The organism is Stenotrophomonas sp. 1337, assembly GCF_031455455.1.
GTDB lineage: Bacteria > Pseudomonadota > Gammaproteobacteria > Xanthomonadales > Xanthomonadaceae > Stenotrophomonas > Stenotrophomonas indicatrix.
In genome coordinates, this window is record NZ_JAVDSR010000001.1 from 395,438 (window position 1) to 407,393 (window position 11,956).

The following is an 11,956-nucleotide window of genomic DNA, read 5'->3' on the forward strand; positions in this document are numbered from 1 at the left end:
CTGTAAGGCGCACCCGTTGGTGGTGCCGCAGGCCACAATCATGACTACGTCCATACCCTCGCCGCGTCAGGCCAGGCAGGCGTTGCGCTGGGTGATACGGTGCAATGCGGGCCGGTTGCCGGAGCGCCAGCAACGCGCCCTGCAACGCTGGCTGCAGGCCGATCCCCGGCATGCCGATGCCTGGCGCCAGCAACAGGCCTTCTGGCAAGGCCTGGATGCCGCCGGCCCGGATGTCCTGGCTGCGCTTCCGGAGCTGACCGCCGAACCCGCGCTGCGGCCCCTGCAGCCGCGTCGTCGAGTGCCTTGGCTGCTGGCCAGTGCGGCGGTGCTGCTGCTTTCGGTAACAGCGGCGCCGCACGCGTGGCTGCTGGTCCGCAGCGACGTGCGCAGCGACAACGCGCCGCGCACGGTGCAGCTGCAGGATGGCAGCACTGCCATATTGGATGCAGGCAGCGCGCTGGCGCTTGATTTCAGCGCCGGCCAGCGCCGCCTGCAGTTGCTGCGTGGCAGGGCCTGGTTCCAGGTGGCGCACGAAGCACGACCGTTCCGGGTGGAGGCCGGCGGTGGCGAGATCCGTGACATCGGCACGGCGTTCAGCGTTGCACTGCAGGATGCCGTGGTGACCACCGAGGTCAGCCAGGGCGAAGTGGAGATCAGGCCGGGTCATGTCGCCGCGCAGCGGCTGCAGGCGGGGCAGGCACGCGCGTTCCGTGATGGCCGCTGGCTGCAGCCGTTGCAGATGGCCGATGTGGAGGCCATCGCACCGTGGCGACGCGGCGAGATCGTCATTGATGATCTGCCTGCGCAACAGGCGATCGAGCGCCTTGCCCGCTATCGGCGTGCGCCGGTCTGGGTTCTGCACGGTCAGGGCGCGCAGGTGGCGGTGAGTGGGTTGTTCCACCTGCAGCAGCCGGATGCGGCGATTGCCGCAGTGGCCCAGCAGGCCGGTCTGCGCAGCCAGCGCCTGCCGGGCGGCGCGTTGTTGGTGTGGTGATGCCACGGGACTAGTGGGTGGGTTCATCCACGCATGGCGTGGATCTACTGGCGTGATTCGTGTTCATCCACGCATGGCGTGGATCTATTCGGGCGCATGGTAGATCCACGCCATGCGTGGATGATCTGTCGATCAACGAAAAAAACCGTGGGCAGATCCGACCCCACCTTGTCTCTAGTGGTATAGCCAGAGCGAAACCGCGTTTCTTCTCAAGCCAACCGAGCCGCGTGCACCCGACGTGCGCACGGTCCCGCCACCTTGAGGAGTCACCGTTCATGCCGTTCCCGGCATCCGCCCGTCATCGCCGCGCCACCATCCTCGCCCTGGCCATCGCCACGGCACTGGTTCCCTTCGCTTGGGCGCCGACCGCCCGCGCCCAGGCCGCTACCGCCTCCGTGCGCGCGTATGCCATCCCCGAACAAGCCCTGGCCGACGCAGTGCGCAGCTTCGGTCGCCAGTCGCAGGTGCAGGTGGTGTTCCGCAGCGATCTGGTGGAAGGGCGGCGCTCGCGCGCAGTGCAGGGCCAGTACAGCCCCGCCGAGGCACTGGACCAGTTGCTGCAGGGCAGTGGCCTGCGCGCGCAGCAGGAGCCGGGCGGTACCTGGACCCTGCAGGCCGCCGCCGATGACGGCGGGGTGGTGGTCACCGACACGCTGAAGGTGGGCGGGCGCCTGCAGGCCGACGGCGGCGAAACACGTGATCGTTGGGGATACGACGACGTGTTCGCGCTCGACCTGAGCACGGCCTATTCCGGTCGCGACCGGGTGGAGCGCTATCGCGGCGCCAACCCGGCCGACGTGGTCAAGGACCTGGTCGGTGTGTTCAGCGGCGACGCCCGCAACAGCGGCGCACTGGACCTCAACATCCGCGGCATCCAGGGGCCGGGACGGGTGCCGGTCAGCATCGACGGCGGCGAGCAGGCACTGACCGTATGGCGGGGCTACAACGGCGTCAGCAACCGCAACTACATCGATCCCAACCTGATTGGTGGCATCCAGGTCATCAAGGGGCCAGCGTTGGTACGCGATGTACACAGCGGTATCGGCGGAGCGATGGTCATCAAGACCCTCGACGTCGACGACATCGTGCCGGCCGGCGAGCGCTTCGGCGGGGAGCTGAAGATCGAAGGCAGCAGCAATGCGGTCTCGCCGCGCCTGCCACGGCTGCACACCGGCGAGGACTACCGCACGGTGGAGGGGTTCCCGCAGTCGTCGCCGGCCTCGCCCTATGCTGACCGCACCCTGGTGGTGCCAGTGAAATCGCGCAGTGGTGACAACCCGTTCGATGGCGATGACCAGGCCTGGCGCCTGGCGCTGGGCTGGCGCGGTGAGCGGGTGGACGTGATGGCCGCCTACGCGTGGCGCAAGCGCGGCAACTATTTCTCCGGCAGCAAGGGCAGTGCGTACTACGACCAGGACCCGCGCGAGCAGTACGAATACCAGGGCATCGACTACATCACCACGCTGGCGCGCTACTTCAAGCCGGGTGATGAAGTGCCCAACACGTCCAACGAACAGGAGTCGTGGCTGCTGAAGGCCACCTGGCAGATCACCGACGACCAGCAGCTCAAGGCCACCTGGCGGCACACGCTTTCGCACTATGGCGAGATCATGCCCTCGCGCATCCTGTCCGCACCGGATTACGGGCGCATCCAGTGGCCGCTCAGCCGGGTCGATTCCGATGCCTGGAACCTGGAATACCGCTGGCAGCCGGCCGGCAGTCGTTGGCTCGACCTGCGCGCCAACCTGTGGCGAACCGAAACCAACAGCGATACCTACACCGCTGGTGGCTTCCCCAACTTCGCCTCGGGCAACCCCGATTGGGATTCCAGCCGCAGTCCGATCCTGCGCAACACCGCCCTGGCCAATGCCCGCAACGACCGTACCGGGCTGACCCTGAGCAACCGCTTCGGCCTGCATTCCACACTTGACCTGACCGTAGGTGGCAACTGGCAGTACGAAACGCTGCGTTCGGGCGATCCGTACTTCGGCGTTACCGACGGCTGGCGCATGTACCCGCGCGCCGGCCGGCGCCAGGAAGGCGAGGGCTACCTGAGCCTGGAATGGCGGCCCGTCGAGTTCCTTACCCTCAACGCCGGTGTGCGCTACAGCCGCTACTGGGCGTTCGACGATTTCCTGCAGGCGCATCCAGAGCTGCTGACCCGCAGTGTCGGCAGCAAGGAGGCGCGCTACCGGGTCAACGAGCTGCCACCACGCCCCGCCAGCCTGCAGGGAGAGATCGATGCGATCGAAACGGAGCGTGAGTTCTGGGAAAGCATCGGCATGGGCTCGCTGGTCGACGACCTGCTGAAGAACCTGCTGAGCAAGTACGAAACACCGGTGCCGGTGGAGCACAGCATCGCCTGGGCAGCGGATGCCGATGGCAACTACACGCGAGCCAGCAACCCGTGCCTCAACGGCCAGGTGGCCGCCATCCCCGGGCTGCTGCCGATGGTGCTCGGTACCGACCAGACCTGCCGGGTGCAGAACGCCGTGCAGGGGCAGGCGGTGCAGGCGCACAACAGCCGCCGCCGCGACCATGCCTGGCTGCCCACGTTCTCGGCCACCGTGCATTTCTCGCCTGCTGCGCGCCTGTATGTCCGCTACACCGAGGCGAAGCGCTTCCCCAGCATGTTCGAAAGCACCATCGCGTTTTCCAGCAGCCTCAATCCGCTGTATCCGCTCAAGCCCGAACACGCTTACAACTACGAGCTGGGTTATGTGCACAACCTCTCTGCGCTGTTCGACGGCACCGCCGATGCGGACGTAAAGCTCAGCTACTACGTACAGAAAACCCGCGATGTGATCGAGCGCGATGCGTACTTCCTGTTCGACAACATCGACAAGCAGACCCTGCGCGGCATTGAGCTGCAGGCGCGCTTCGACAACCGCCGCTTCTTCAGCGACCTGGGCATCGCTCGCACCCTTGAAAACGAAGTGTGCGACGAAAGCACCGCAGTACAGCTGGATGCCAACCGCGGCCTGGTGCCCAACTGCGTGCAGGACGGTTTCGTCGGAGGCTATCTGCTGACCCAGGCCGTGCCGAAGCTGTCGGTGAACCTGTCGCTGGGCACCCGCCTGTTCGACGAGCGGCTGGAACTGGGCAGCCGCATCGTGCACTACCGGCGTCACCACAACCCGGACCTGCAGGCCTACCGCGACCGCTTGCTGGCCGGCGGCAGCAGCCTGCTGTGGCAGAACGTGCCGTTCACCTGGGGAAACATCACCACGGTGGATGCCTATGCGCGCTGGCGCTTCAACGACCACGCCAGCGTCGAACTGGTCGGCAGCAATCTCGGCAACCGCTACTACGTCGACCCGGCCACGCGCTCCACGCTGCCGGCGCCCGGTCGCACCCTCAAGCTCGCAGTCACCGCGCGCTTCTGACGCCTCACCGATTCAAGCGTTGTACCTGTAGTTCCCTCAATCCAAGGAGTTTTTCCATGAAAATGTTCTCCCGCTCCCTGCTCACCGTGGCCGCCAGCCTGGCCCTGGCCGGTGCCGCCCACGCAGCCGATATCGTCGGCGCCGCCAGCGCCGTCTCCGATCCGCAGTTGAACGTCAACGTCGGCGAATCGCAGGTCAATGGTGGCCCGCACGTCGCTGGCAAGGCCGGCATCGGCGTCGGCACCGTGTCCGGTGGCACCCGCGTGGACTTCCACGGCCTGAGCGCCTATTCGGCACCCACCACCGTCAACGGCACCACCGTGCGCACCCTGGCCATGCCGATCACCGGCACCCCGGGCAACCACGCCGGCATGGGCCACTTCAACTTCGTCAAGGTGGGCAGCGGCGATGTCTGGTTTGGTGAATGGTCCAAGGATGGCGCCGCCGGTGGCTTCAACAACCGCCAGGTCTATTTCGCTGGTGACCGTGCAGGCACCACGTTGCCGGCAGGCGTGGCCACCTACAGCGTGGCGGGCCTGAACAAGTTCAACGGCAGCAACCTGCTGACCGGTGCGTTCCGCGCCGACTTCGGTGCCGGTACCCTGCGTGGCCAGATCGCCGGTGGCGGCCTGACCGTGGGCGTCAACGCTGCCATCAACAGCGCCAATGCGTCCTTCGCAGGCACGGCCGTGGCCAACGGCTCGGTGTCGGGCAGCACCCAGGGCCAGTTCTTCGGTGCCAACGCCGCCACCCTGGCCGGCATCGCCACCTTCGCCGGCAACAGCCAGTACGACACCGCCTTCGGCGGCAGCAAGAACTGATCGCCACGCCCCTGACGGGGCAGGGCAGGGACAAGCCGCGATCCGCCAGTCCCTGCTTCGGCCCGCGATAGTGCTTCAACCGGATCGAACATGCGCCACCTTCTCTTTCTTGTCGCCCTGCTGCTGGCCTGGCCGCTCAACGTTGCCCACGCGCAGCAGGATGACCTGCGCCGTGTGCTCGAACAGGGCAGCGAGCTGCGTCATCAGCAGCAGGACCAGCAGCGCCTGCGCCAGGCCGAGCACGAGCGACCGACCATCACCCTCGACGGCCAGCAGTACCGCGTGGAGCGCACTGTCGACGACCTCGGCCAGGCGCTCTATCTCGCGCTGCAGCACCAGCAATGGCAGGCCGCGGCCGCCTTCCTTGCCGAGTACATCGAACTGCCTGGCCACGATCCGCTGCTGCGCCACTACGCGCAGGGTGCGCTGGCGCGCGTGGGTGGCCAGCACGGCAAGGCCGCGGCCGAATACGAGGCCGTGCTCGCCGCGCAGCCGGACTTCCTGCCGGCGCGGCTGGAACTGGCGCGTGTGTATGCCGAAGACCAGCGCGACCGCGATGCCATCGCCCTGTTCGAGGCAATCGCAGCCGGCATCGATGGCGGCGACCCTGCAACGGCGGGCGTGCGTACGCGGGTGGACGGCTACCTGCAGGCCCTGCATGCACGCCAGCGCTGGAAGGGTGGCATCGCCGCCGGTCCCGCCTGGAGCGACAACGTCAACCGCAGTTCGGCCAGCCGCACCTGCCTGTTTGGTGACGGCACCACCTGCTTCATCGAACGCCGGTTGCCCGATGCACAGGCAGCGTTCGGCCTGGACTACGACGTCAGCCTGGAACGGCGCCTGCCGTTGGCCGGCCACCATGGGCTGTACCTGCGCGGCCTGGCGTTCGGCCAGGTGTGGCGTGGGCACAGCGACTACAACGAGCTCAATGCCAGCGTGCAGGCCGGCTACAGCTGGCGCAGCGCACGGCATACCTTGCTGCTGGCGCCCAGCTACGATTACCAGGGACTCGGCAACCACGCGCTGCAGGGCGGTGCCGGCATGCATGGCGAATGGCAGTTCGCCGCAGATCCGCGCAGCCTGCTGAAGCTGGAAGCCGACTGGAAACGCCAGCGCTATCGACAGCAGGGCGTGGCCAGCAACTACGACGGTGAACTGGCGGCGATCTATGCCACCTGGTTCCGCGCGCTCAACCCGCGCTGGACGGTGTTTGCCGGGGTCGACCTGAGTGACAGCAGCGCCGCCGATCCCGCCAATGGCTACCGGCAACGCGGCCTGCGCCTGGGCGCAGCGCGCCAGTGGAGCGGCACCACGGCCACGGTGTTCGTGTCGCTGCGTGAGCGTGACTACGATGCCTGGAGCCCGTTGCTGGAGGCGCGTCGGCAGGACAGCGAGCAGAACCTGATCGCCATCGTGCGCAGCGAGCGCCTGGCCGTGGCTGGGCTGGTCCCCAGCCTGAGCCTGCGTTACGCTCGCATCGACAGCAACGTGGACTGGCTGTACAGCCACGACCGCAGTCTGCTGAGCCTGAAATGGGAACGGGCGTTCTGAGCCGTCGGGCGGGGCGCAGGGGGGGGGAGTCCATTAATCCCCAATTTGGCCAAATTGGGTATAGTGGCCACATATCCTTCCGCTGGAGCCGTGCCATGACCCTCCCGCTCGACCTGCCCGGCCTCGACAAGGCCCCGGCATCCTCGGTCAAGACCCGTGGCTGGCCCAGCCTGATGCGTACCGTGCGCGAGAAGCAGGCGCTGGTCATCACCAACCACAATCACCCCGAGGCGGTGATCGTGGACATCAAGACCTACCAGGAGCTGTTGGCCAGGGCCAGCGGCAGCGACAGCGAGGAGCGCAGCGACGTGCTCTCGCGCCTGCGCAGCGAGTTCGACCAGGCGCTGGCCGGGCTGCAGCAGGGTGAGGGGCTGGGCAAGGTGATGGGCAAGCCGATCCGCCGCGGCCACAAGGTCGCGCTCGGCCGTCCGCTCTGAATCATGGGGCGGGTCCTGGCGTTGGCCGGCGTCAATGGCGCCGGCAAGAGTTCGCTGCTCGGCACCTGGCTGGAGGCCGACGGCCTGGGCTGGTACAACCCGGACAGCTTTACCCGGCGCCTGGTGGAGGCGGGCTGGCCGTTGGCCGACGCCAACGCCGAAGCGTGGCAGGAGGGCGCACGACGACTGCGCCAGGCGATCGCCGACGGCAGTGACTTCGCCTTTGAAACCACCCTGGGCGGCAACACCATTCCGCGCCTGTTGCGCGAGGCCTGCAGCCAGCATGACGTGGCGATCTGGTTCTGCGGGTTGGCCACCGTCGAACTGCATGTTGCCCGCGTGGCAGCCCGCGTTGCTGGCGGTGGCCACGACATCCCACAGGACAAGATCCGCGCACGCTTCGATTCCGCGCGCGAGAACCTGTTGGCATTGATGCCGCACCTGGCCGAACTGCATGTGTATGACAACAGCGCGCCGGCCGATCGCTATGGGCGTGTTGCCCCCTTGCCGGTGCTGGCGCTGGATCGCCAGGGCCTGCAGTATCCGGTGTCGGTGGTGGAGCTGCTGCACACCCCGGACTGGGCCAAGCCCATCGTCATGCGCGCGATGGAACTGCATGCCGACAGTACGCCGCTTGCCGGCCCGCCTGTGCGATGATCCGAGCCCGCAGATTCATTGATCGAGGAACACGGATGTACGAGCGGAAGCACTGGCAGGCCACTGGCCTGCGCGCGCTGGTGGCGGCCATGGCATTGACGGTGGCGGCACCGCTGCTGGCCCAGGATGCAACGCCGGCCGATGCCAAGGTCGAGGCGCCGAACGAGCCGATGAGCTACGACAAGGCACGCCGCACCGCCGAGGCATCGCTGCGCCTGCACCCGGGCACCGACAGCCAGTACGACTACCGCCCGCTGTGGGCCGGCAATGCCGACCTCGATGGCGACGGCCGCCCGGAGATCATCTATCTCTACACCGCGACCCAGACCGGCAGCGCGATGCAGCTCAACGAGCTGGTGGTGATGACCCCGCTGGCCGAAGGTGATGCGCGGGGCCAGGCCATGTCACCCGGCAAATCCGCCTATGACGACGAAACCTACGCGTTGATCCGCGCCTCGGGCTACGCCGATGACGCCAGCGTGCATATCCCCGGCGAAATGGAAACGATCACCATGGACGGTGACCGTATCCGCGTGACCTTCAACAGCACCCGCAGTTCGAAGCTGTGCGTGCGAGGCAAGGTGGCCTGCCCACCGGAAGGTCAGCATGCCTGGGTGTACCGCTGGAGCCCGGGCAAGCTGACCCGCGCCGACTAGCCCTGTGCTGACGGCAGCGCCAGGCAATGCCTGGCGCCACCGCAGCCACTCAGGCCGGGGTCACCTGTTCCGGTTCGGCCACGTCCGGCAACGGCGGCAGGGCGCGGTCCACCGTGACCGGTGCATCGCTCTTCAACAGCGCGGCCGCCTCCTTGTCGCAGCCCACGGCCGGCGGCGAACCGCGCAGCGGCAGGCCGGCGGTCTCCTTCACGAAGATCATCGTGATCAGGCCGATCACCGCCGCGCCCATCAGGTAGTAGGCCGGTACCAGCGGATCGCCCGTGCGTTCCACCAGCCAGGCGGTCACCAGCGGCGTGGTGCCACCAAACAGCGACACCGACACGTTGAACGCAATGGACAGCGCGCTGTAGCGCACCGGCGTATAGAACAGCGCCGGCAGCGTGGACGGCATCGAACTGGTGAAGCACACCAGCGCCAGGCCCAGCAGCATCAGGCCAAGGAAGATCAGCCCGTCGTTGCCGCTGCCCACCAGCAGCAGGCTCGGTACCGCCAGCACCAGCAGCGCGATGCAGGCGCCGATGATCATCGGCCGCCGGCCCAGCTTGTCGCTGAAAAGGCCACCCACGATGTTCAACGGCATCATCACCAGCATCACGATGATGATCAGCAGCAGGCCCTTGCTCTCCGCATATCCCATGGTCACGCTCAGGTAGCTGGGCATGTAGGTCAGCAGCATGTAGTCGGTCACGTTGAACACCAGCACCAGGCCCATGCAGACGATCAGCTGGCGGCCGTGCACGCGGAACAGGTCGACCAGGCCGGGGCGCTCATGGTCGCGCTTCTCGGCCTCTTCGGCGAAGGCGCGGAACGCTGGCGTTTCCTCCAGCCGCATGCGCATGTACAGGCCCAGCAGGCCGAGTGGGCCGGCCACCAGGAACGGAATGCGCCAGCCCCAGTCCAGCATCTGCTCGCTGCTCAACAGCATGTGCAGTGCAGTCACCGTACCGGCACCGGCGATATAGCCGCCCAGCGTGCCGAACTCCAGCCAGCTGCCCATCAGGCCGCGGTTGCGGTCGGTGGAGTACTCGGCGATGAAGGTCGCCGCGCCGCCGTACTCGCCGCCGGTGGAAAAGCCCTGCACCACGCGGGCGAGCAGCAACAGCACCGGCGCCCAGATGCCGATGCGCTCATAGGAGGGAATCAGGCCGATGGCGAACGTACCCAATGCCATCATGATCATGGTGAAGGCCAGTACCTTCTGGCGCCCGTAGCGGTCGCCCAGGGGCCCGAAGACCATGCCGCCCAGCGGGCGTACCAGGAAGGCCACCGTGAACGTGGCGAACGCGGCGATCACCTGTGCGGTGGGGTTGCTGGAGGGGAAGAACACCTGGCCGATGGTGACGGCAAGATAGCCATAGACACCGAAGTCGAACCATTCCATCGCATTGCCCAGTGCAGCGGCGCCGACGGCGCGCTTGAGCATGGGTTTGTCGACAACGGTGATCTCGTCGACCTTCAGATGGCGGCGGCGTTTGAACCAGCCGAAATGGGCATGAGCATCGGAGTTGTCCTGCATGGGGACTCCCTTGGAAGAATGGAAATGGCGTTGGAATGGGCGGTACGAATGTCCCGGAATTCGGAAACGGCGATGCTGGCGCAGCAGGCGCAGGGGCATCGGATGGAAGACCCGGAAGGAGGCGAAAGGTGTGTGCGATGAAACGCCGCGCACGCAACACGCATTGCCCGCTGCCAGAACGCAGAGCGACATGCGGGACGAACGGATGGGTCCGATTACGTGTCAGTGCACGCGCGGGTGGGGCAGGCGCAGGGAACAGGCGGGGCAGGGCCCGCAGGCGTCATCCGCCGGGATCCAGCGCGAGGCGATGGAAAGGCGAGGGAGAGGCAATGATGGAAAGCGAAGCGCCGGTCGGCAGTGCTTCCCGCAGGCCAGCAACAGGTGCTGACGTGCAGTGGGTCGTGTCGATCATGCGTTCATGATAACGGTTACAGTGTGAGCGTGCCGAGAATCGCGCCAGTACGAACGCAGCGTTCCATGATGCCTGTTCATGCACATGACCCACGCACATCGAATGAACATGTTGTGCTCGCTTCGCTCACGCCACGGCTTTTACGGTGGTCACGAACCAACGCAAGGAGTAACGCATGACCCGTCGCATTCCCGAAGGCGCCCTGGTTATCGTCGCCGATGGTGGCTCGGCCCGCGTGTTCACCAACGTCGGCAACGAGCACAAGCTCACCCTTAAACAGGAAGGCGAGCTGCGCCTGCAGGACATCAGCGAACAGGGTGTGTCCGGTCAGGGGCCATCCGGTGCGGTGCCCAAGGACATGTCGATCTCGCAGCTCAATGAGGCGACCTTCGCCAAGCAGGTGGCCGAGCAGCTCAATGAAGACGCGCTCAACAACCGTTATGCGCATCTGGTGCTGATTGCCGATCCCACCACGCTGGGCCGCATCCGTCCGTTGCTGCATAAGGAGACGCAGTCTCGCTTGCTGGCCGACATCGCCAAGGATCTCACCAACGCGCCGCTGGAAGACATCCAGCGCACGCTGCAGGCGTAACCGGCATGCCCTTCATCCGTGACCATGTGGCAGCCCAGCCGGCCCGCGCGGAGGTGGATGCGCAGGCCGGTTGGCTGTTGCTGGAATTCGGTGCACCGTGGTGCGGCCATTGCCAGGCTGCACAACCGGCACTGCAGGCTTTCGTCGAGGCACATGATCTGCCGCACTGGAAGATCGAAGACGGCAAGGGCAAGCCGCTGGGCCGCTCGTTCCAGGTGAAGCTGTGGCCCACCGTGATCCTGTTGCGTGATGGCACGGAAGTGGCGCGCGTGGTGCGGCCTGTGGATGCGGCAGATCTTGCAACGCTGCAGAGCGCGCTGCCGGATTGAGTGGCCTCTTCAGTGGCCTTCATGGAGCCGAGCCACGCTCGGCTCATTTCCCTGGCGGTGTCCGCTTCAATGCAGCGTCACCCGCACATGCTGCTCGCGCAGTTCATGCAGCAATCGCCGGCCATGCTGGCTCAACGCCATCATCGCAACAGTGATCTTCTGCAGGCTGTAGCCCGGGCGCAGATGCGCCTGCGGGTCGGCCGGTTCGTTCTCGCCGATCATCATCGCCATGCCCTCGGCGGTGTTCAGAGCGTGCTCGATGCGGAAGAACAGGGATTCCATTTCCGGGGTAAGGATGGGCGGTTCATGCGACATGCGATGGCTCCTTGAGGGGACGTGGCCACCGCAAGGGTGGCGGGCGGTGCGGGGTTGGAACTTCGGCTGAGCTACGAGAAAAGCCGGAGGGCCATGCGGCCGCCGCGCACCGCCCGCCGCAGTCACGGCAAGCAGCTCTCGTAGCTCATTCCGGGGTTCCAAGCCCGGCAGCGGTGTTCGCGCTGCGCGGATATCCTGCACACGCATTGGCGGTCTGTTCCACCCGGCATTGCATCTGAAAGTCTCCAATTACGGGCTGATTTTTTCTC

11 protein-coding genes are annotated in these 11,956 nt (G+C 66.4%); 9 read left to right on the plus strand and 2 right to left on the minus strand.

All coding sequences use genetic code 11. The features are described from left to right. The first annotated feature begins 40 nt into the window (after positions 1-40). The 7 genes from J2X70_RS01785 (at position 41) to J2X70_RS01815 (ending at position 8,502) form a co-directional block, all read left to right on the plus strand. A complete protein-coding gene (locus J2X70_RS01785; protein ID WP_309908592.1) occupies positions 41-994 on the plus strand; it encodes a FecR domain-containing protein in 954 nt (317 codons plus the stop codon). A gap of 275 nt (positions 995-1,269) precedes the next feature. Then, a complete protein-coding gene (locus tag J2X70_RS01790) occupies positions 1,270-4,380 on the plus strand; it encodes a TonB-dependent receptor (protein WP_309908594.1) in 3,111 nt (1,036 codons plus the stop codon). Between the two features lie 56 nt (positions 4,381-4,436). Beyond that, entirely contained in the window at positions 4,437-5,201 is a 765-nt protein-coding gene (locus tag J2X70_RS01795; protein ID WP_309908596.1) for a Slam-dependent surface lipoprotein, read from the plus strand. A gap of 90 nt (positions 5,202-5,291) precedes the next feature. Next, entirely contained in the window at positions 5,292-6,752 is a 1,461-nt protein-coding gene (locus J2X70_RS01800) for a porin family protein (protein ID WP_309908598.1), read from the plus strand. Between the two features lie 95 nt (positions 6,753-6,847). Next, on the plus strand, positions 6,848-7,189 hold the full coding sequence (locus J2X70_RS01805) for a type II toxin-antitoxin system prevent-host-death family antitoxin (protein WP_025874396.1): 342 nt from the start codon (positions 6,848-6,850) through the stop codon (positions 7,187-7,189). Positions 7,190-7,192: 3 nt separating this feature from the next. Next, entirely contained in the window at positions 7,193-7,846 is a 654-nt protein-coding gene (locus J2X70_RS01810) for a hypothetical protein (protein ID WP_309908601.1), read from the plus strand. A gap of 35 nt (positions 7,847-7,881) precedes the next feature. After that, entirely contained in the window at positions 7,882-8,502 is a 621-nt protein-coding gene (locus J2X70_RS01815; protein WP_309908603.1) for a hypothetical protein, read from the plus strand. Between the two features lie 49 nt (positions 8,503-8,551). On the opposite strand, the gene proP is transcribed toward J2X70_RS01815, so the two are convergent. Next, complete coding sequence (proP, locus tag J2X70_RS01820) at positions 8,552-10,039, minus strand: glycine betaine/L-proline transporter ProP (protein WP_025874399.1); 1,488 nt, start codon at positions 10,037-10,039, stop codon at positions 8,552-8,554. Positions 10,040-10,626: 587 nt separating this feature from the next. Here proP and J2X70_RS01825 point away from each other — a divergent pair. Together J2X70_RS01825 and J2X70_RS01830 are read left to right on the plus strand one after the other, a co-directional pair. Continuing rightward, on the plus strand, positions 10,627-11,043 hold the full coding sequence (locus J2X70_RS01825; protein WP_309908606.1) for a host attachment family protein: 417 nt from the start codon (positions 10,627-10,629) through the stop codon (positions 11,041-11,043). Positions 11,044-11,048: 5 nt separating this feature from the next. Then, entirely contained in the window at positions 11,049-11,372 is a 324-nt protein-coding gene (locus J2X70_RS01830; protein ID WP_309908608.1) for a thioredoxin family protein, read from the plus strand. Between the two features lie 66 nt (positions 11,373-11,438). On the opposite strand, the gene J2X70_RS01835 is transcribed toward J2X70_RS01830, so the two are convergent. Further along, a complete protein-coding gene (locus J2X70_RS01835; protein ID WP_025874402.1) occupies positions 11,439-11,687 on the minus strand; it encodes a hypothetical protein in 249 nt (82 codons plus the stop codon). Positions 11,688-11,956 lie beyond the last annotated feature (269 nt).

What these genes read in the sequence shown, in the direction of transcription:
- J2X70_RS01785 (WP_309908592.1), top strand. Translation starts at nt 41, where the DNA reads ATGACTACGTCCATACCCTCGCCGCGTCAGGCCAGGCAGGCGTTGCGC.
- J2X70_RS01790 (WP_309908594.1), top strand. Translation starts at nt 1,270, where the DNA reads ATGCCGTTCCCGGCATCCGCCCGTCATCGCCGCGCCACCATCCTCGCC.
- J2X70_RS01795 (WP_309908596.1), top strand. Translation starts at nt 4,437, where the DNA reads ATGAAAATGTTCTCCCGCTCCCTGCTCACCGTGGCCGCCAGCCTGGCC.
- J2X70_RS01800 (WP_309908598.1), top strand. Translation starts at nt 5,292, where the DNA reads ATGCGCCACCTTCTCTTTCTTGTCGCCCTGCTGCTGGCCTGGCCGCTC.
- J2X70_RS01805 (WP_025874396.1), top strand. Translation starts at nt 6,848, where the DNA reads ATGACCCTCCCGCTCGACCTGCCCGGCCTCGACAAGGCCCCGGCATCC.
- J2X70_RS01810 (WP_309908601.1), top strand. Translation starts at nt 7,193, where the DNA reads ATGGGGCGGGTCCTGGCGTTGGCCGGCGTCAATGGCGCCGGCAAGAGT.
- J2X70_RS01815 (WP_309908603.1), top strand. Translation starts at nt 7,882, where the DNA reads ATGTACGAGCGGAAGCACTGGCAGGCCACTGGCCTGCGCGCGCTGGTG.
- proP (WP_025874399.1), bottom strand. Translation starts at nt 10,039, where the DNA reads ATGCAGGACAACTCCGATGCTCATGCCCATTTCGGCTGGTTCAAACGC.
- J2X70_RS01825 (WP_309908606.1), top strand. Translation starts at nt 10,627, where the DNA reads ATGACCCGTCGCATTCCCGAAGGCGCCCTGGTTATCGTCGCCGATGGT.
- J2X70_RS01830 (WP_309908608.1), top strand. Translation starts at nt 11,049, where the DNA reads ATGCCCTTCATCCGTGACCATGTGGCAGCCCAGCCGGCCCGCGCGGAG.
- J2X70_RS01835 (WP_025874402.1), bottom strand. Translation starts at nt 11,687, where the DNA reads ATGTCGCATGAACCGCCCATCCTTACCCCGGAAATGGAATCCCTGTTC.